The organism is Mesorhizobium sp. M0317 (assembly GCF_040321555.1).
Classification (GTDB): domain Bacteria; phylum Pseudomonadota; class Alphaproteobacteria; order Rhizobiales; family Rhizobiaceae; genus Mesorhizobium.
In genome coordinates, this window is the sequence record NZ_JAMYRV010000014.1 from 1 (window position 1) to 19,282 (window position 19,282).

General features: G+C 63.1%; 19 protein-coding genes, 1 tRNA gene and 1 pseudogene. 14 read left to right on the plus strand and 7 right to left on the minus strand.

Going from position 1 to position 19,282, the window contains the following annotated elements; all coding sequences use genetic code 11:
- Window positions 1-120 precede the first annotated feature (120 nt).
- From NKI88_RS12630 to NKI88_RS12640, 3 genes are all read left to right on the plus strand, one after another.
- On the plus strand, window positions 121-699 hold the full coding sequence (locus NKI88_RS12630) for a cytochrome b (RefSeq protein WP_023687445.1): 579 nt from the start codon (window positions 121-123) through the stop codon (window positions 697-699).
- A gap of 68 nt (window positions 700-767) precedes the next feature.
- Window positions 768-1,343: a YceI family protein gene (locus NKI88_RS12635; protein ID WP_023681381.1), complete on the plus strand. Its 576-nt coding sequence runs from the start codon at window positions 768-770 to the stop codon at window positions 1,341-1,343.
- Window positions 1,344-1,421: 78 nt separating this feature from the next.
- Window positions 1,422-2,408, plus strand: coding sequence for a Gfo/Idh/MocA family protein (locus tag NKI88_RS12640; RefSeq protein WP_352655403.1), 987 nt, complete (start codon window positions 1,422-1,424; stop codon window positions 2,406-2,408).
- An 86-nt stretch (window positions 2,409-2,494) separates the two neighbouring features.
- Here NKI88_RS12640 and NKI88_RS12645 read toward each other — a convergent pair whose 3' ends face one another.
- On the minus strand, window positions 2,495-3,343 hold the full coding sequence (locus NKI88_RS12645; protein WP_352655405.1) for an alpha/beta hydrolase: 849 nt from the start codon (window positions 3,341-3,343) through the stop codon (window positions 2,495-2,497).
- 53 nt (window positions 3,344-3,396) lie between these two features.
- Entirely contained in the window at window positions 3,397-3,762 is a 366-nt protein-coding gene (locus NKI88_RS12650) for a VOC family protein (protein ID WP_352655407.1), read from the minus strand.
- Window positions 3,763-3,909: 147 nt separating this feature from the next.
- On the opposite strand from NKI88_RS12650, the gene NKI88_RS12655 reads away from it, so the two are divergent.
- Together NKI88_RS12655 and NKI88_RS12660 are read left to right on the plus strand one after the other, a co-directional pair.
- Window positions 3,910-4,218 (plus strand): hypothetical protein, encoded by a 309-nt coding sequence (locus NKI88_RS12655; RefSeq protein ID WP_023687449.1) that lies wholly within the window; start codon window positions 3,910-3,912, stop codon window positions 4,216-4,218.
- 32 nt (window positions 4,219-4,250) lie between these two features.
- A complete protein-coding gene (locus NKI88_RS12660) occupies window positions 4,251-5,141 on the plus strand; it encodes a sigma-70 family RNA polymerase sigma factor (RefSeq protein WP_352655409.1) in 891 nt (296 codons plus the stop codon).
- A gap of 30 nt (window positions 5,142-5,171) precedes the next feature.
- Here NKI88_RS12660 and NKI88_RS12665 read toward each other — a convergent pair whose 3' ends face one another.
- Window positions 5,172-5,900, minus strand: a complete 729-nt coding sequence (locus NKI88_RS12665; protein ID WP_023714481.1) for a GntR family transcriptional regulator — start codon at window positions 5,898-5,900, stop codon at window positions 5,172-5,174.
- Between the two features lie 160 nt (window positions 5,901-6,060).
- Here NKI88_RS12665 and NKI88_RS12670 point away from each other — a divergent pair, with 160 nt between their 5' ends.
- Window positions 6,061-6,603 (plus strand): autotransporter, encoded by a 543-nt coding sequence (locus NKI88_RS12670; RefSeq protein ID WP_352655412.1) that lies wholly within the window; start codon window positions 6,061-6,063, stop codon window positions 6,601-6,603.
- 254 nt (window positions 6,604-6,857) lie between these two features.
- Here the strand turns inward: NKI88_RS12670 and NKI88_RS12675 are convergent.
- Together NKI88_RS12675 and NKI88_RS12680 are read right to left on the minus strand one after the other, a co-directional pair.
- Window positions 6,858-6,934 (minus strand) — tRNA-Arg (locus tag NKI88_RS12675).
- A gap of 195 nt (window positions 6,935-7,129) precedes the next feature.
- Complete coding sequence (locus NKI88_RS12680; protein WP_352655414.1) at window positions 7,130-8,662, minus strand: ATP-binding protein; 1,533 nt, start codon at window positions 8,660-8,662, stop codon at window positions 7,130-7,132.
- A gap of 301 nt (window positions 8,663-8,963) precedes the next feature.
- Between NKI88_RS12680 and rpmH the strand changes: the two genes are divergently transcribed.
- The 6 genes from rpmH to yihA all read left to right on the plus strand — a co-directional run bounded on the left by rpmH (window position 8,964) and on the right by yihA (window position 13,818).
- Complete coding sequence (rpmH, locus tag NKI88_RS12685) at window positions 8,964-9,098, plus strand: 50S ribosomal protein L34 (RefSeq protein WP_008833937.1); 135 nt, start codon at window positions 8,964-8,966, stop codon at window positions 9,096-9,098.
- A gap of 16 nt (window positions 9,099-9,114) precedes the next feature.
- A complete protein-coding gene (rnpA, locus tag NKI88_RS12690; RefSeq protein ID WP_023672264.1) occupies window positions 9,115-9,468 on the plus strand; it encodes a ribonuclease P protein component in 354 nt (117 codons plus the stop codon).
- Between the two features lie 14 nt (window positions 9,469-9,482).
- Window positions 9,483-11,297 carry a membrane protein insertase YidC gene (yidC, locus tag NKI88_RS12695; RefSeq protein ID WP_023828837.1) on the plus strand — a complete coding sequence of 605 codons (1,815 nt, stop codon included), beginning with the start codon at window positions 9,483-9,485 and terminating at the stop codon, window positions 11,295-11,297.
- A gap of 340 nt (window positions 11,298-11,637) precedes the next feature.
- Window positions 11,638-12,204 (plus strand): fasciclin domain-containing protein, encoded by a 567-nt coding sequence (locus NKI88_RS12700; RefSeq protein WP_023696020.1) that lies wholly within the window; start codon window positions 11,638-11,640, stop codon window positions 12,202-12,204.
- Window positions 12,205-12,523: 319 nt separating this feature from the next.
- Window positions 12,524-13,162: a CatB-related O-acetyltransferase gene (locus NKI88_RS12705; RefSeq protein ID WP_023673243.1), complete on the plus strand. Its 639-nt coding sequence runs from the start codon at window positions 12,524-12,526 to the stop codon at window positions 13,160-13,162.
- Window positions 13,159-13,818, plus strand: coding sequence for a ribosome biogenesis GTP-binding protein YihA/YsxC (gene yihA, locus NKI88_RS12710; RefSeq protein WP_023673242.1), 660 nt, complete (start codon window positions 13,159-13,161; stop codon window positions 13,816-13,818). The genes NKI88_RS12705 and yihA overlap by 4 nt, the downstream gene beginning before the upstream one ends.
- A gap of 66 nt (window positions 13,819-13,884) precedes the next feature.
- On the opposite strand, the gene NKI88_RS12715 is transcribed toward yihA, so the two are convergent.
- Window positions 13,885-14,628, minus strand: coding sequence for a TetR/AcrR family transcriptional regulator (locus NKI88_RS12715; RefSeq protein ID WP_023673241.1), 744 nt, complete (start codon window positions 14,626-14,628; stop codon window positions 13,885-13,887).
- A gap of 146 nt (window positions 14,629-14,774) precedes the next feature.
- Here NKI88_RS12715 and NKI88_RS12720 point away from each other — a divergent pair, with 146 nt between their 5' ends.
- Window positions 14,775-15,956, plus strand: a complete 1,182-nt coding sequence (locus tag NKI88_RS12720; protein ID WP_352655417.1) for an HlyD family secretion protein — start codon at window positions 14,775-14,777, stop codon at window positions 15,954-15,956.
- 21 nt (window positions 15,957-15,977) lie between these two features.
- The gene (locus NKI88_RS12725; protein WP_352655419.1) at window positions 15,978-17,579 is read left to right on the plus strand and encodes a DHA2 family efflux MFS transporter permease subunit; all 1,602 of its coding nucleotides are present in this window, start codon (window positions 15,978-15,980) and stop codon (window positions 17,577-17,579) included.
- Window positions 17,580-17,650: 71 nt separating this feature from the next.
- On the opposite strand, the pseudogene NKI88_RS12730 reads toward NKI88_RS12725, so the two are convergent.
- Window positions 17,651-19,085: pseudogene (locus NKI88_RS12730) on the minus strand (FAD-dependent monooxygenase).
- Window positions 19,086-19,282: the final 197 nt, after the last annotated feature.

Below are 19,282 nucleotides of genomic sequence, written 5' to 3' on the forward strand. Positions count from 1 at the left end.
GCGTCGGGGTGGGGGGGGGGCGGCTGCGTCGGCGCCCCCCCCCCCCCCGGGCGCTGCCCGCCCCCCCTCCCCACAAGGGGGAGGGTGGAAGAAAGCCCAGCTGCCATTCGTTCACCAGCCATGCCGGCATTCATCACCAACAACTCAACCCGCTACGGCTGGGCGGCGATCGTCCTCCACTGGCTGATCGGCATCCTGTTCATCGGCCAGTTCATGCTCGGCTTCATCATGGTGCGGTTGACCAGCCAGCGCACCGCCTTCGAGCTGATCCAGCTGCACAAATCCTTCGGCTTCCTGCTGCTCGGCCTCCTCATCCTGCGCATTGCCTGGCGGCTCGGCAACGCGGCCCCGGCCTTGCCGGCCTCGGTCGGAGGCCTGGAGCGTCGGACGGCGCCGCTGGCGCATCTGGCACTTTATGGCTTCCAGCTCGCGGTGCCGCTGTCCGGCTGGGCACTGGTTTCGGTGTCGATGCTGGAGATCCCCAGCATGCCGTTCAACCTTTTCGTGATGCCGAACCTGCCGCTCGGCGTGTCCGATGCGGCGGAAAACTTCTGGGCGGTAGCACACTGGTATCTCGCCTATGCCGGCATTGCCTTGGTTGCGCTGCATGCGCTGGCGGCGCTGCGGCATCATTTCTGGCTGCGCGACAGCGTGCTCACGCGCATGATCACGCCTTCGTCAGATCAGGACATGGAATAGCGCGCGCCGCGCATTCGTTCATTGGAGTGAGGGCGCAACACTTCGCCTGCCCCAGAAGGACAAAACCCATGTATGCGCGCATCTTCGGATTGGCGGCTGTTGCCGCTTGCCTTGCCATGCCTGTCTCCGCCGCTGTGGACCTCGGCGACGCCGCCGGCAGCTACACGGTCAACCCGGCCAGCTCCAGCATTCGCTTCTCCATCGGCAAGGTCGGTGGCGGCGGCCTCGACGGCGCCTTTGGCCGCTTCAAGGGCTCCATCCGCATCGACAACAGCGATGTCGGCCGTTCCGCGGTCAACTTCACCATCTATCCCGAAAGCGTCGGCACCGGCCAGGGCCGCATCGACGCCTTCCTGCGCTCCGATGCGGTGTTCGACGTGGCCAACAGCCCCGAAATCCAGTTCCGCTCGACCAGCGTAACCCGAACCAGCGACACCACGGCGCTGGTCAGCGGCCGGCTGACGGCGCGCGGCAAGACGTTTGCGGAAAAGTTCACTGCCGAGCTCGGCGGGCTGAAGGGCGGCGTCATTAAATTCCACGTCACCGGCAAGGTGCTGCGCTCCCGGTACGGCATGGATGTCGGCACGCCGATCTATTCGAATATCGTCAATTTCGACATGACGCTAACGGGCAAGCGAGGCTAGCAGGACCAGCGATCCGCATTGGCTTTTCCCGCAATTTCGGGCAAACCTCCTCGCCTGTAAATCGATAGGAGAAGCCTGATGTTCCGATGGGGTGTTTTGTCGACGGCCAAGATCGGCCGCGAGCAATTGTTGCCGGCAATCGTCGAGGCCGAGAATGGCGTTTTGTCCGCGATCGCCAGCCGCGACCTGTCGAAGGCCGAGGCCCTGGGCGAGCGGTTCGGCGCCAGGCATGCCTTTGGCTCGTATGAGGAGCTGCTGGCTTCGAAAGACGTCGACGGCGTCTACATCCCGCTGCCGACATCGCAGCATGTCGAATGGACGGCCAAGGCCATCGAAGCGGGAAAACATGTGCTGGTGGAAAAGCCGCTGGCGCTCGACGCCAAGGACATCGCGCCGCTGATCAAGCTGCGCGACCAGAAGAAGGTGCTGGTCTGCGAGGCTTTCATGGTTATCTACCATCCGCAATGGATCAAGGTGCGCGATCTCATCGCCGACGGCGCCATCGGCCGGCTGCGCCATGTGCAGGGCGCCTTCTCCTATTACAATGTCGATCCCACCAACATGCGCAACCAGCTCGATCTGGGCGGCGGCGCGCTGCCCGACATCGGCGTCTATCCTACGGTGTCGACGCGGTTTTCGACCGGCAAGGAGCCACTGCGCGTGCAGGCGACGATCGAGCGCGACAAGAAATTCGGCACCGACATCTATTCCTCGATCCGCGCCGATTTCGGCGATTTCGAACTGTCCTTCTATCTGTCGACGCAGATGGCGGCGCGACAGGTGATGGTGTTCCACGGCGAGAAAGGTTTCATCGAGGTGTTCTCGCCGTTCAATGCCGGGCTCTACGACCATCACCGCATCGAACTGCACAACCAGAACCATACGGAGGCGCAGGTGTTCCGCTTTCCCGGCACCCAGCAATACCGGTGCGAGGTAGAGACTTTTGCCAGGGCGGCACAGGGCGGCAAGGAGCGTGTCTTCACGCTGGAGGAGTCCGTGCTCAACCAGAAGGTCATCGACGCCATCTTCCGCGCCGGCGGCAAGGAAGGCTGGGAGGCCGTCTGATACAGCAATCTTAGCAGTTAATTTCATGGGAGAAGGGCGTCCGCATTGTGCATGCGGACGCTTCCTTTCCTATTGGACTGACGATCTCACGCGCCTCTGAGCGTCAGGTGCAAGGTCTCGGCGAAGCGGTCGGGATAGGGCGCAAAGCCCATATGGTCGCCGGGGAAGGCGGCGCGCTTGCTGCCGAGCCTGTCGGCCAGCGCCTTGCCCATGCCGTCGATCGGCTGGCCGATGGACTCTTCGCCGATGCCGACCACGACCGGGCGGCCGCGCAGCGCCTCGATATCGGGACGATAGAGCGACAGCGGCATGACGCCATGCGCCAGCCAGTATTCGAAATTGCCGCTGACCCTGGCAAAGGTCTCGGCCTCCTCGGGCGACGGTTCGAACGAAGGCGGTCCGTCCTGCGGCCCGGCTTCATCCTGGCCCGGCCCTTCCGACAGGCTGTTCTCGCTGAAGAATTTCTGCATCGCCGCCTCGACGCCCTGGCTGCGATAGGTGTCGTGCAGGTCGCGCATGCCGGCCAGTGACGGCGACGGGTCGTCGAGCAGCATCATGCTGGGCGGCTCATGCGCCACCAGCGCACGAACCCGGCCGGGATGGCGGGCGGCGAGGTTGAGCCCGATCTGGGCGCCGCCGCTGGTGCCGAACACATAGGCCGGTCCGGCGCCAAGCGCCTCGATCAATCGCGCGGCATCGTCGCCATGGACATTGAGGTCCTGCTCTTGCTGCTCTCCGTCGAAGGTGCTGCGCGAATTGCCGCGCGGATCATAGGCGACCACCGTGTAGCGGTCGGCGAGGTAGCCCGCGACATCGGCGAAGACGCCGGCATCCTGCGGTCCGCCGGGGATTATCAACAGTACGGGGCCGGAACCGCGCATCTCATAATAGAGGCTGGCGCCCGGTACTTTCAGCGTCGACGTTTGGGGGGTCATGTCCATCTCTCCTGTTGTTCTCATGTCAAAGTTCGGCTTTGCGCCGGGTCCGATCATTTGCCGGCGACAACCATGCGGTTGCCCTCGCTGTCGCGGAATTCGGCGACCGTGCGGCCCCGCTGCCAAGGCGTTTCCTGCGGCTCGGTGATGATTTCGACGCCGCGCGCCTTCAGGCCCGCGACCGTTGCCTCGACATCGCCATCAACGAGCACCAGCACGGGCTCAGTGCCCGGCGTGTCATCGGGGCGTTTGACGAAATGCAAATTGGTGACGGCGCCGGGAAATGTCAGCTCGATCCAGCGCCAGCCGCTGTCGCCCATCAGCTGGTCCTCCGCCACCTGGCAAGCAAGATGGCCGGTGTAGAAGGCCTTGGCGCGGTCCTGGTCGAACACCGGCAATTCGGCAAACTGGATGTGCATGATGGATCTCTCCTGCTCCTCGATGGCTGCCGCGCAGCCGTCGACGGGAAAGACGATCCGGACGATCGAAAAGATTCGCCGGCCGACGAATCTTTTCGAGGTCGCGAAACGTCTTCTCCGTGCAGAGTTGAAAAATAGGAGACGACAATGGGCTACAATCTCGTCCGCTACGGCGTGAAGGACGAAAGCATCGCCGAGAACCGTATGCTGGTTGCACAGGTGTTCGAGGCACTCGACGACACGAAGCCGCAATCCGTGCGCTACCTCGTCCTGGAACTGGAGAATGGCGAGTTCATCCATCTTGTCAGCCAGGATGGCGACGGCCTGACCGGGCTCGCAGCCTTCAAGGCCTTCAGCGCCGATCATGCCGGACGCCGCTCGACGCCGCTTGCCAGATCGCCGGCAAAGATCGTCGGCAATTATCGTATGCTGGCCGGCGAGGTCGTGCCGGCTTGAATGCAAAGACCGGCATTTTGGGAACGGACAGGATGAACACAGCAAAACTCGACCGCGTTGCCCTGGAGGCGATGCTCGGCTCCTTGCGACCGAAGCTGCACCGCTACTGCGCCCGCATGGCCGGCTCGGTGATCGATGGCGAGGACATCGTCCAGGAGACACTGATCAAGGCACTGCAGGCCATCGACGGCGACGCCGCGGTCGAGCGTCCGGAGCAATGGCTGTTCCGCATAGCCCACAATGCCGCGCAGGATCATCTGCGCCGGCGCCAGCGGGAGCAGGCGCGCATGAGCGAGACCGACATGACGACGATCGAAGACCCCTCCGCAAGCGCCGATGCGAGGCTCGCCACCGCCGCCAGCCTGCGAAGCTTCATGCAGCTGGCAACAGTGCAGCGCAGCGCCGTGATCCTTGTCGACGTGCTTGGCCTCAGCCTGCACGAAACCTGCGAAGTGTCCGGCGCGACGCTGGCCGCGACCAAGGCAGCGCTGCATCGCGGGCGGTCTAAGCTGCGCCTGCTGGCGTCACAGGACGAGCAGGCGCCTGCCCCAAAACTCGACGCCGGTGACGAGCGGCGCCTGCGCCGCTATGTCGACCTGTTCAACGCGCGCGACTTCGACGCCGTGCGCGCGTTGATCGCCGAGGACATCCAGCTTGAAGTCGTCAATCGCACCCGCATGCGCGGCAAAGCGCAGGTTTCCAACTATTTCGGCAATTACGACCGTGTCCAGGACTGGGCGCTGTCGCTCGGCTTCGTCGACGGCAGGCCGGCCATCCTGATCCGCAGCCCGCAAGCGGGAGATGACGCCGTGCGCGGCTTCATGCTGGTCGACTGGCAGGATGGAAAGGTCAGCCATATCCGCGATTTCCGCTACGCGCCTTATTGCCTTGCCGATGCGGACATCCGCTTCATCGACGAGTAAGCATCGGCCAGAGAGCGCGGGCTTCGCGCCTCAGGCGAAGCTTTGCAAATTGGCGTCCTGCAGCTTGGAGCCGGCGAGCAAGGCCTCGAGCACCTGCTTCTTGAGCGACAGGCACTGCGAGCGGGCAAGCTTTGCGATGGCCGAGACTTCGGCCAGCTCGCAGGCAAGCACCAACTCCTTCTGCTGGCCGATGATCGCTTGCGTGAAGTCGCGCGATTTGAAGCCGAGATGGAGGACACGCTCCGACTGGTCGAGCGTTTGGTCGAGCAGGCGAACCAGCCGCAGATTGCCGGAGAGTTCGGCCAGGGCCAGGCGAAAGGCGCGGTCGGCCGCCAGAAAGGCGACATGGCTGCGCAGCGTCTCCGGCTTCAGCACCTTCTGCGCCGCCAGCCTGATGTCGTCGAGCCCGCGTTCGGTGAGGTTTGCCGCGGCCACCCGGAACACTTCCGGTTCGATCAGGCTGCGGACGTCGAAGATCTCGTTGACGTCGCGCAGGCTAAGCGGTGCGATGACATAGCCGCGGCGCGGCTCGCTCTTGATCAGCCCTTCCTGCGTCAGGCGGGCCAAAGCCGAGCGGATCGTCGCCTTTCTGATCTGGTAGCGGTCGCCGATCTGCTTTTCGGTCAGGCTTTCGCCGGGTTGCAGGACGCAGGCGACGATGTCGCTCTTCAGCTGCTCATAAGCTTCCTCGCTGCGCAATATGTCGGCGGTCGACGGCGCCTTGACGGCGGACGGTGACACTGATTTCGGAAGAGCCATATCTGCCTGCCCGTGTGGTCTGCCCGCGTGGTCTGCCCGCGTGGTCTGCCCGCGTAGTCTGCTTGCCGGTTTCGACCATCCGGTTGACGGGTCTGCCGGCATTCGCTAGCCTGAGCATCTCAGTTGTATTGATTGAGCTTCCCAATGGAGATGACGACAAATGTCTCTTGCCGCCAACTCGCCTCTCTACGCCGTAACCGCCGATATCGTCAACGCAGCCAAAGGTGCTCATGCCTTCGAACGGGTCAAGGCGGTGCTGCGCGAACACACCGACCGCTTCCATGCATCAGGCGTGCTCGCGCATGAGGAAGACGACGATGAGGTGCTGCTGCATGCCAGCCCTGACTTGACCATCTACCACATCACGCTGTCGCCCGGCGTGCAGTACCCGCCGCACAACCATCTGATGGATGCGCTGATCGGCATCTACAAGGGCAGCGAGACCAACTTCATCTATCCCGTCGACGGCAGCGAGATCGATGCGCCGGAACGCCACGACATCGCGGCGCCCGCGGTGGTGCATATGACCCCGGATACGGTGCATGCGGTCGCCAACACCGGCAGCGCCCGCTCAGGCGCCCTGCATGTCTATCTCGGCAATCTGACCGAGACCCACCGCCACATGTGGAGCCCGGACAGCACCCACGCCGAGCCGTTCGACAATGAGCGGTATCTGGCTGGTGCGAGGCCGATTGGGTCCTGATCCGGGATAGGCGGAATAACGGTCGCCGCATACCGGCCCATTTCAAGAACACCGCAGCGCGTTGATTAGCGCAGTTAGTGCGGCAGGCTGATGCTGGCGACTGGGGTAATACATGAAGAAGCCTGGAATAGGCGGCGTCCAGTTCTCCAGCACTCGAATGAGGCGGTGCTCGGCAACGTGTTCCGCGACCTGCTCTTCATATGTGAGGCCAAGACCGGCTAGCGGATCGCAGGAAATCACAGTTTCGGCGGAAATGGCGCGCCCGAAGAGATTCGAACTCCTGACCCCCAGATTCGTAGTCTGGTGCTCTATCCAGCTGAGCTACGGGCGCGCAACAGGCCATGCTTTACATAGCCCCGCTAACCGATCCTGACGACCGGCCGCGACAAGACGTGTTCCCTAGCGACTGAATTTCCGAAAAGCAAGCCAATCCGGCAAAAGTTTTGTCGCAGCTGCTTTCGACGGTGCCGATCAAAGGGGTGCTGAGATTCAGCTCAGTCCGGCTTCGGCTGAATATCAATACAGCTCAGGCAGGGCGGCGCAGGCCGTTGCGGGCCTGGTCGAGGCGGACCGGCTGGTCGGGGATGGTGACGGCGAAGGTGGTGCGGCCGCCGATCGATTCGACCAGTTCCACCGTGCCGCCATGGGCGCGGATCAGCTCGTGCGCGATGGCCAGGCCAAGGCCGGTGCCGCCGCTGCGGGCCGAGCCTCGAAACGCCGCGAACAGGTTTTCTCGCGCCTTCGCCGGCAGGCCGGGACCGGTGTCGGTGACAATGATGCGGCTTACGCTGCCTATGCGCTCGGCCGATACGGCGAGCCGGCGCACCAGCGCGCTCTCGGCGTCGGCCGCCATCGCCTGCACCGCGTTTCGGCACAGATTGGTGAGCACGCGAAACAGCTGGTCGGAATCGGCATCGACCTCGAAGGCGAGCTCGACGGCATTGACGAATTCGATGCCGTCCTCGATGTCGAGCAGGCCGTGGACGTCGTCGACCAGCTGGCGCAGCCGCAAGCGGCGGCGTGAGGGCGCCGGCTCCTGTGTGCGGCCATAGTGGAGCACGCCTTCGGAATAGGAGACGGCGCGGTCGAGCGCGCGCAACAGCTTTGGCGCGAAGGCCTGCACCGTCGGGTCCTTGACCAGGCGCAGGCGGTCCGACATCAGTTGCGCCGAGGCCAGGATGTTGCGCATATCATGGTTGATCTTGGAGACGGCGAGGCCAAGATCGGCAAGATGCTTCTGCTCCGACAGCATCTTTTGCAGCCGTTCCTGCATCTGCGACAGTTCGCGCTCGGCAACGCCGATCTCGTCGGCACGGGCGGCCGGGTGGATGATGCGCCCTGGATCGTCGGGCGCCTCGGAAAAGGACAGCATCGAGCGCGTCATGGTGCGGATCGGGCCGATCATGATCAGGTCGATCGCGGCATAGACCAGCATTGCGGTGAACAGCGAGATCAGCAGCGAGACGAAGGCGACGTTGCGCGAATAGCGCAGCATGGCGTTGCGCAGGGAATAGTCGGGCATGATCAGCTCGAATTCCTTGTCGCTGTCGCCGACCGGGCCGAACACCCGCAGCATGCGCTTGCCGCCGAAGAACAGCGTATCCAGCGCCCCGGTCATGCCCTTGATCATGCCGACATTGGCGATGTCGATATGCTCGTCGACCTGCGGCGGCATCTCGGCCACGACCAGCAGGCGCGATACGCCGCCGTCGCGCACCGCGATCGCCTTGGCGCCGATTGCCATCAGCACGTCGTTCTGGGCGGCGCGGGAGAGCGAATTGGGCTCGCCCTGCACCAGCACGATCGACACCGCGGCAGCGGTGCTTAGCCGCTCCTTCAGCCAGGCCAGGCGGTAGCTGGCGATCCAGGGCAGGAAAATGAGGACTTCGGCCAGGAGCACGAAGACAATGGTGAGCAAGAGCAGCTTGGTCGACAGGCCGCGCGCCAAGGGCACTGAACGATTGGGCACCGAACGGCTCGCAACCGGGCGAACGGTCGCCGGGCTGGCATCGGCTGTCGCCCGGCCGCTCCCTTCATCCGCTGATGCAACTTCGCTCATTAAGGCCTGTCTTCACAAACGCTTGATCGGTTGAGATTAGGCGATTGCGGCTTTTTTGCCAATTTCATCCTTCGTTGGACGATGGTGCCAGCAATAAAAGACCGCCTCGAACTGGGTGTTCGCGCTGCGACGAACTCATAGTTCGCGCTGGATTGACTCCCAAAACCCTTCTTTCTATAAGCCGCTCACGCTCGGGCCATTCGTCCCGGCGCGGTTTCGATCGCGCCAATGCCGGCCCGGCAAAGCTCCTGTTACACAGTGACAGAATCAAGAAGGGCCGCACCCCGCGGTATTAAAACAAATGAAGCGTACCTACCAACCGTCCAAACTCGTCCGCAAGCGCCGGCACGGTTTCCGTGCTCGCATGGCCACCAAGGGTGGTCGCGGCGTCGTCGCAGCTCGCCGCAACCGCGGCCGCAAGCGGCTCAGCGCCTGAACGGAAGACGAGATCGTTGCCCGCAACCGGCAAGCCAGTGGGACCAAACCCCAAGCGGCTTCTGAAACGTGCGGAATTCCTGGCCGTCCGCCGCGGTGAAAAGCGGCGCGGGCGGCTTTTTCTCGTCGAAGTTCTCGACCGCAATGACGGCCTGCCGCCGCGCGTCGGCTTCACCGTCACCAAGAAGGTCGGCAATGCGGTTGTCCGCAACCGCGTCAGGCGGCGGCTGAAAGAAGCCGTGCGCACCCATGCCGCAAGTGACATGGCGCCCGGCAATGACTATGTCATCGTCGGGCGTGAAGACGTGCTCACCATTCCGTTCGGCCAGTTGAAGGCCGAACTCTCCCGCCGTCTCAGCGGAACACGATAGGCCAAGGGCTTTCGATGGAAAACAACCGGAACTTCTACATCACCATCGTCTTGTCGGTGCTGATCCTCGGGCTGTGGCAATATTTCTATGTGCTGCCGCGCAGCGAACAGCAGCGCGAGGCGGCCCGCATCGAAGAGCAGCGGGCGGCGGAGCAGAAGAAGGCGGCCGAGGCCGCCAACCCCGGCGGCACGCCGGCGCCCGCAGCGCCCGGCGCCATTCCAAACGCGCCCGGCACCTATGTCACGACGCCGGAAGGCCGCGCGCAGGAAGTGGCCAAGACGGCCCGCGTCAACATCGACACGCCGAGCCTGTCGGGCTCGATCAACCTCACCGGCGCCCGCCTCGACGACCTAAAGCTCAAGCACTACACCGAGACGGTCGACAAGACATCGCCGCAGATCCAGCTGCTCAATCCGCAGGCGCTGCCCACCGGCTATTATGCCGAGATCGGCTTTGTCGGCAGTGACACGACCGGCACGGTGCCAGGCCCGGAAACGGTCTGGAGCGTCGACGGCAATGCGACTCTGACGCCGGCGACGCCAGTGACGCTGACCTTCACCAACGACAAGGGCCTGACCTTCAAGCGCACGATCTCCGTCGACGGCGACTACATGTTCACCGTTTCCGATGCGGTGCAGAATTCAGGCTCGGCCCCGGTCACGCTGTCCAATTACGGCCGGGTCATCCGTTTCGACAAGCCGGCCGTCGCCAGCTCCTATGTGCTGCATGAAGGGCTGATCGGCGTCACCGGCACGGAAGGCCTGCAGGAGCACAAATACGCCGACATCGAGAAGAACAAGCTCTATACGCCGAGCAAATCGACCGATGGCTGGCTTGGCATCACCGACAAATATTGGGCGGTTACCCTGGTGCCGACCGAGAAGCAGCCGTTCCAGCCGCACTATGCCTATTACGACAATGGCCGCCCGCGCTACCAGTCGGACTTCCTCACCGACCCGATCACCATTGCCGCCGGGCAGTCGGCGACGGTCGAGACCGAGATCTTCGCCGGCGCCAAGGAAGTCAACAAGATCAACGCCTACGCCCAGGACCGCCAGATCAGGCTGTTCGACCGGCTGATCGATTGGGGATGGTTCATCTGGATCACCAAGCCGATGTTCTACCTGATCGACACGCTGTACAAATTCTTCGGCAATTTCGGTCTGGCCATCCTTGCCACCACCGTCGTCGTCAAAACCCTCTTCTTCCCGCTCGCCAACAAATCCTATGCGTCGATGGCGAACATGAAGAAGGTGCAGCCCAAGATGCTCGAGATCCGCGAGAAATACGCGGACGACAAGATGAAGCAGCAACAGGCGATGATGGAGCTGTACAAGACCGAGAAGATCAATCCGCTCGCCGGCTGCTGGCCGGTGGCGCTGCAGATCCCGGTGTTCTTCTCGCTCTACAAGGTGCTCTACATCACCATCGAGATGCGGCACGCGCCGTTCTTCGGCTGGGTCCAGGATCTGGCCGCGCCCGATCCGACCTCGGTCTTCAACCTGTTCGGCCTGCTGCCCTTCGCGCCGCCGGCATTCCTGCCGCATATGGGCGCCTGGGCGGTGGTCATGGGCATCACCATGTTCCTGCAGATGCGCATGAACCCGACGCCGCCGGATCCGACGCAGGCGCAGATCTTCACCTGGATGCCGGTGATCTTCACCTTCATGATGGGCAGCTTCCCGGCCGGTCTCGTCATCTACTGGGCCTGGAACAACACGCTGTCGATCCTGCAGCAGGGCGTGATCATGAAGCGCCAGGGCGCCAAGATCGAATTGTGGGACAATCTGACGGCATTGTTCCGAAAGAAACCCTCGCCGGCTGAATAAACGGCGTGGCAATCAAAGCCCCGGCTCGTCCGGTGTTTTTTGTGGACGAGGCGCTCATCACGTTCCCGTGAGGCGCGAAACTTGCGGCGTGCAACCGGCGTGGCTGCTGCTTGTACCGCCAAGGCCGATCAACACCGATCAGCCCTAATCCGAAGACCGTTGTTTTTGATCCGTGACCCCGTCATGTCCATCGCGGGGATGCGGCGCGTGGAATGGGCATTCGCCTTTAAGTATTTGTTATCATTATCATTTTTTACGCTGCACCGAAACTTTCCCGCAATCGCCGCGTAACTCTTCCCGACAATCGAATCAACAATTGTCGCACCAGAAGGGTTCTCCAATGGCAAAGTCCATCCTCAAGGCATTATGCTTTTCCGCCGGCCTGGCTCTATCGGGCCTCGCAGCGACGACGGCCTATACGCTCGCCAATCCCGCCGTTGGCGGCGCTGCGATGCTGACCTCCAAGAACATCGTCGAGAACGCCCTCAACTCGCCGATCCACAAGACGCTGGTTGCCGCCGTCAAGGCCGCCGGCCTGGTCGACACGCTGGAAAGCGCGGGACCCTTCACGGTGTTTGCGCCGACCGATTCCGCCTTCAAGAAACTTCCGGCCGGCACCGTCGCCACGCTGGTGAAGCCCGAAAACAAGGACAAGCTGACCAAGATCCTGACCGCCCATGTCGTGGCCGGAAAGATCTCGGCCAAGGAGATGATGACCAAGGCCAAGGCGATGGGCGGCAAGTATGAGATGAAGACCGTTAGCGGCGACACGCTGATCGCCGAGGTCAAGGGCGGCTCGCTCTACATCGTCGACGAGTCCGGCGGCGCCGCCAAGGTGACGGTCGCCGACGTCAACCAGTCGAACGGCGTCATCCACGTCGTCAACAAGGTGCTGTTGCCGAAGTAACGGCTTTACGCAACGGGGAATGACGGCGGGCTGCGACGGGCTTTCTCGGTCTGCCTTCCCCACCTCACGAGGAGGTGCCATTCTTTTGAAGCCGTCTTCGACACCACCGGGGTCCTGCTTGTCCTTCGCAGGGCCCCGTTTTTTTGGGTTTCAGGGCGCCTTAGCCGACGGCGGCGGTCGACCTGATCGTGATCTGCCGCGGCACGAACTGAACATCGAAGCCCAGCAGGGCTCGCTCATCGGGCGATTGGTGCTATAGGGCGGATCACGCCATCTAGAATGGCGGCTTTAATTTGCGCCACTCTCGACGGATCTCGCCATGGACGGACCCAACCCAGACATCAAACACCCCATCCCGATGCACACCCGCGTCGGCTTCCTCAAGCCCCTGGTCACCGCGCCGAATATCGAGATCGGCGAGTTCACCTACTATGACGATCCTGACGGACCGGACAAATTCGCCGAGCGATGCGTGCTGCATCATTATCCCTTCATCGGCGACAAGCTGATCATCGGCAAGTTCTGCGCCATCGCCGAGGGCGCGCGCTTCATCATGAACGGCGCCAACCATGCGATGTCCGGCTTTTCCACCTATCCGTTCAACATTTTCGGTCATGGCTGGGAGCAAGGCTTCGACCCGAAGACGTGGTCACAGGAAGTGCGCGGCGACACGGTGGTCGGCAATGATGTATGGATCGGCATGGATGCGGTGATCATGCCCGGCGTGTCGGTCGGCAATGGCGCCATCGTGGCGGCGAAATCGGTGGTGACGCATGACGTGCCGGCCTATGCGATCGTCGCCGGCAATGCGGCAAAGGTGGTGAAGATGCGTTTCGACGACAGGACGGTGCGGCGGTTGCTGGCTGTGGCGTGGTGGAATTGGCCGGTGGACAAGATCGGCCGCAACCTCAACGCCATCCGGGGCGCCGATATTTCGAGGCTGGAGGCAGCAATTTGAACGCGCTGGGCAACACCGTCATCGGCACCGACCTGTTCACCAAGGGGTGGATCTTCATCCGCGGCGTGCCGGCGATGAAGTTCCTGCCGCCGGAGGGGCCGCCTGAGATCGCCTTTGCCGGCCGCTCCAATGTCGGCAAGTCGTCGCTGATCAATGCGCTCGTCGGCCATAACGGGCTGGCGCGCACCTCCAACACGCCGGGGCGCACGCAGGAGCTCAACTATTTCGTGCCGGGCGGGTTTTCCGGCGAAGGCACCGACCTGCCGCCAATGGCGCTGGTCGACATGCCGGGCTACGGCTATGCCAGCGCGCCGAAGGAAAAGGTGGACGATTGGACCAAGCTGGTCTTCGACTATCTCAAGGGCCGCGTGACGCTGAAGCGGGTCTATGTGCTGATCGATTCCCGCCATGGCATCAAAGCCAAGGACGACGAAGTGCTGTCGCTGCTCGACAAGGCGGCGGTGTCCTACCAGATCGTGCTGACCAAGACCGACAAGATCAAGGCCGCCGGCGTGCCGCAGCTGATCGAAGAGACATTACTGAAGATCAAGAAGCGGCCGGCGGCGTTTCCGTTCGTGCTCGCCACGTCGTCGGAAAAGGGCGAGGGTCTGGACGAACTGCGCGCGGCGATCGTGCTGGCGGCCAATGGCGGTTAAAAGCAACTCCGGGAAAAGTGTGAAGCGGTTTTCCGTCCGGAGTTGCGAAAAAAGACCTTTGGCTAACTAGGCCTTTGCCTTGGACTTCGCCTCGAGCGCGATCATCTGATGGCTTTCTTCCTCGGCAAGCTTTTCGGTGCCGTAGGACTTCAGGAACAGGCTGACGCCCGACCGCACGATGTGGTCGATTTCATCCTGGCTCGGCGCCGTGGTGCGGTAGGCGAAGATGCACTGGCGAAACAGGCCGGCGAGGCACAGTTCGGTGAATTGATAGGCGGCAAGATCGACATCATCGATCTTGAGCAGGCCGCGTTCGATGGCTGCATTGAGGAACTTGACCACCTTGTCGTGGCCGCGTTTTGGGCCACGTTCGTAAAACCGCGCGCCCATGTCCGGTATCCTGTCGGAGGCGCCGATCACGGTGCGTTGCGCCTGGATGACCTTGGCCGAGGTGATCTTCATCGACAGCACCTTGCCGAATTTCACCAGCGTCTGGCGCAGATCGTCGGCGCGGTCGAGCATGTCGTACATGTTCTTGAAGATGGTGCCGCGCTCTTCCTCGATCAGCGCCTCGAACAGCTCTTCCTTGTTGGCGAAGTAGACATAGATCGTGCCCTTGGAGACGCCGGCCTCGCGGGTAATGTCGTTCATCGACGCCGCTTCGAAGCCCTTGTCGATGAACACGCGCCGCGCGCCCTCAATGATCTGGCTGCGCTTGACCGGATCCTGGCCCGCCGCCGGGCGGCCGCGACGCGCACTATCCAGCACATCGCACCGATCATTTTCGACGTCGGGTAACGTGTCGGCCATTAAAGTCACACCTCGCGAAATAATTCGAACCGAGCGGTTCGATTGCTCTTGATATGGGCCTGCTTTAGCGCTATGTCAACGTTCGCATCGAACCGAACGGTTCAGTATAACACATTTTCCTTATGTAGCTACGGTAGCGAGATATCATGTCCTCGAACACGTCAACCACCGCCGAAGTCCGCCCCTTTCCCCACGCCAAGGTCTCGCCGGTTATCGAAGCGCCGGAAGCGCCCATCAAGCCTGCCGCCGAAGTTTTGGCCGAGGTGCCGGCCAAGAAGAAGCGGTCGGCTCGCTCGTTCATGCTGCCGATCATCGGCCTCGCTCTGCTCAGCGCCGGCGCCTGGTATGGCTATAATTACTGGACCGACGGCCGGTTCCTGATCTCGACCGACGATGCCTATGTCCAGGCCGACATGTCGTTCGTCTCGCCGAAGATTTCCGGCTATGTCGATCAAGTCAAGGTCTCGGAGAACCAGCAGGTCAAGGCCGGCGATCCGCTGCTGACGATCGACGACGGCGACTACAGAATAGCCGTTGCCCAGGCGGAGGCGCAGATCGCCACGCTGGCCAAGACGCTCGACCGTATCGACGCCCAGACCAAGGCGGCGCAAGCTTCGCTGCAACAGGCGCAGGCGCAGAAGGTCGCCGACCAGGCGGCAGCCGACAACGCCGCTCGCGCCCAGCAGCGCGCCGCGCAACTGGTCAAGACGCATGTCGGCACGCAGGCGCAACTGGACGATGCCCAGACCGCTCTCGACCAGGCCAATGCGGCCCTTGTCGGCGCCGACGCGCAGATTGCAGCCGCACAGGCTAATATCGGCGTGTTCGAAGCGCAGCGCGCCGAATCGGCCAGCACGCTGGCTTCGCTGCGGCTGAACCGCGACAAGGCCGCGCGCGATCTTTCCTTCACCGTGCTCAAGGCGCCTTATGACGGCGTCGTCGGCAACCGCTCGGTCGAGCAGGGCGACCTCGTCAGCCCCGGCCAGAAGCTCGCCGTCGTGGTGCCGCTGGACAAGCTCTACATCGTTGCCAACTTCAAGGAGACGCAGCTGGCCAAGCTGGTGCCCGGTGAGAAGGTGCGGGTCTCGGTCGACGCCACGGACGGCCATGATTTCGAAGGCACGGTGTCGTCGCTGGCGCCGGCTTCGGGTGCGGTGTTCTCGCTGCTGCCGCCGGAAAATGCCACCGGCAACTTCACCAAGGTGGTGCAGCGCATCCCGGTTCGCATCGACGTGCCGGCCGATGTGCTGAAGGCAGGCAGGCTGCGCGCCGGCCTGAGCGTCGTCGTCGCCGTCGACAGCCGCACGGCTCCGGCTACGGCGAACTGAGCGAAAGCCGGGAGCAACGCCATGGCAACCGCAACCATAACTGCAGGAGCGGCGCCGGCGCCTGCCATGCCGGCGGTACCGACGACCATCTCGACGCGCCGCCTCATCGCCTTCCTGGCGATGGTGTTCGGCATGTTCATGGCGATCCTCGACATCCAGATCGTCTCAGCCTCGCTGGCCGAGATCCAGGCCGGCCTCAGCGCCAGTTCCGACGAAATCCCATGGGTGCAGACCGCCTATCTGATCGCCGAAGTGGTGATGATCCCGCTGTCGGGCTTCCTCAGCCGGATGCTGTCGACGCGCGTGCTGTTTGCAGGCGCCGCGGCCGGCTTCACGGCGGCCAGCGCGCTGGCCGCGACCGCCACCAACATCGACCAGATGATCGTCTACCGAGCCATCCAGGGCTTTATCGGCGGCGGCATGATCCCGAGCGTTTTCGCCGCCGCCTTCACCATCTTCCCGCCGTCGCGCCGCGCCATGGTGTCGCCGATGATCGGCCTGGTGGCGACGCTGGCGCCGACCATCGGCCCGACCGTCGGCGGCTATATCAGCCATGCCATGTCGTGGCACTGGCTGTTCCTCATCAATGTCATTCCAGGCATTCTGGTGACGGTCACGACTTGGACCCTGATCGATTTCGACAAGCCCAATCTCGGCCTGTTCAGCAAGTTCGACTGGTGGGGCCTTGCCGGCATGGCGGCGTTCCTCGGCTGCATGGAATATGTGCTCGAGGAAGGTCCGAACCATGACTGGCTGCAGGAACAGGCCGTGTTCATCTGCGCCATCATCATGGTTGTCGGTGCGGCGCTGTTCTTCTGGCGCGCCTTTACCGCCGAGGAGCCGATCGTCGATCTCAGGGCCTTCACCAACGTCAATTTCGCCTTCGGTTCGCTGTTCTCCTTCGTCATCGGCATCGGCCTGTACGGTCTGACCTATCTCTACCCAGTGTTCCTCGGACGCATCCGCGGCTACGATTCCTTGATGATCGGCGAAGCCCTGTTCGTCAGCGGCCTGGCGATGTTCGTCACCGCGCCGATTTCCGGCATCCTGTCGAGCAAGATGGATTTGCGCATCATGATGATGATCGGGCTGTTCGGTTTCGCTGCCGGCACATGGTGGATGACGCATCTGACCGCCGACTGGGATTTCTGGGAATTGCTGATCCCGCAGATCCTGCGCGGCAGCTCGATGATGCTGTGCATGGTGCCGATCAACAACATTGCGCTCGGCACCTTGCCGCCGGACCGGCTGAAGAACGCGTCGGGCCTGTTCAACCTGACCCGCAACCTCGGCGGTGCGGTCGGCCTTGCCGTCATCAACACCGTGCTGATCGATCGCAGCGCCTTCCACTACGCCAGGCTGGCCGAGCATGTGGAATGGGGCAGTGCAGCGGCGCAGGCCAAGCTGCAGAACATGACGCTCGACTTCCAGCAGACTCCCGGCCTCGACGCCACCAAGGCGGCGATCTCCAAACTGTCGGGCATGGTCCAGCAGCAGGCGTCGCTGCTGTCGTTCATGGATGTGTTCACCATGCTGACCGTGCTGTTCGCGACCATGGCGGTCTTCACCCTGGTCATCGCCAAGCCGGCGCCGCCCGCGGGCAGCGGTGGCGGAGGCCATTGAGCGCGCCGGATCCCCCGCCTGGCGCCCTCATGTGTGACCCCGGAAATCACCCCCGATTTCCGGGGTCACGCTTAAGCATCGATCGTTGTCAAGCTCCTTGGTCGAGGCGGCCCAAACCATTTGGTCAGCGAGTCGGTTAGCCCGGCTGCTTCAGGGCCGCCGACCCAGGCCACATAACCGTCAGGCCGGACCAGCACTGCGCGTGGGGCTTCGACTGCCCCCAGCACCGGAAGCTCCCACGCGCCATCGTAGCTGGCGTCGACCAGCTGAATCCGCTCCACCCACTGGCCGATACCAAAAGCGCCGGGCTCACCAAGATTAAGCAGCAGCGGCCGAGCGTCGTGCAGCAGGGCGAAAACCGGCAGCGGACCGGCAGCGGTGACGAGGTCGAGATCCGGCATGCGACGCCCCAGCAGCGGATGCCCCTCGCCAAGATCGTAGTGGATGTCCAGGCCGGACAACATGCCGGCAAAACGCTTGCGCGGCTCTTCCATGCCGAGAAGTTCCGACACTGTATCGCGCAGCGCCTTGGTGCGCTCGTCTTCGCGACGGAGCACGACCGACGCCATGGTGTTTTTCATCACACGCGCGGCAATCGGGTGGCGCTCTGCCTGGTAGCTGTCGAGCAGGCTTTCGGGCGCAGTTTTCCTGACCACTTGGGCGAGCTTCCAGCCCAGATTGACCGCGTCCTGCACGCCGGTCTGCAGCCCCTGTCCACCGTCCGGTGGATGCACGTGCGCGGCGTCGCCTGCCAGCAGCACCCGCCCCTTGCGGTATGAGGCTGCCTGCCGGGTCATGTCGGTGAAGCGGGCCAGCGATGTTGGATTGTGGACGCCGTAATCGGTGCCGTAGACGGCAATGAGCGCCTCGCTGAGCTCATGCAATGTGGGCACGCCGCCGGCCCCGACCTCGCGTTCGGTCACCAGCACCCGCACCGTACCGTCTTCCAGTCTGCTGAGGCCGTGATTCCGATGGCATCGCGGTGGATACCCCATTGCGGCTCTTCCGTTACCTCGATCTCGGCGATCAAATTGCTGGTTGTCGGCTCGGAACCGGGGAACTCGATGCCCGCCGCCTTGCGCACGAGGCTTCTGCCGCCGTCGCAGCCGACGAGATAATCGGCACGAAGCGACCCGCCATCGCTCAGCGCGACATCGACGCCGCCGCCATCCTGCACCAAGCCTGTCACCTCGCGGCCACGGTAGAACGTGACGCCAAGCTCCTCGACCCAGTCAGCAAGGATGCGCTCTATGTGCTTTTGCCACAGCGCCAGCCCGTAATTGTGGCGGGTGGGGAAGTCGCTGATATCAAGCGAAACGCCGGCGAAGCCTGCGACCTGTGCGGTCTGGCCTTGCGACAGGAACCGATCGGCAATGCCGCGCTGGTCGAAGATCTCGATGGTGCGCGAATGCAGGCCGCCCGAGCGCGCGCCCGCGAGGTCCTGGTTATCGCGCGCTCGACGATGGCGACATCGATGCCGGCCAGGGAAAGCTCGCCGGCCAGCATCAACCCGGTCGGGCCGCCGCCGGCGATCACCACGGAATGGGATATTCGCGGCCGGTCCGCATCAACACCGTCGGTCGATTTGGAGGTCGATTTGGGCTCGCCGTCGCGAGCCCGTGCTTCAGTTCGTTGCATAGGTTCTGGCCCTCTCGTTAAGGGCTGCGGAATCTACGCATAAAAAGCCGTCTGCCAATTCTTGA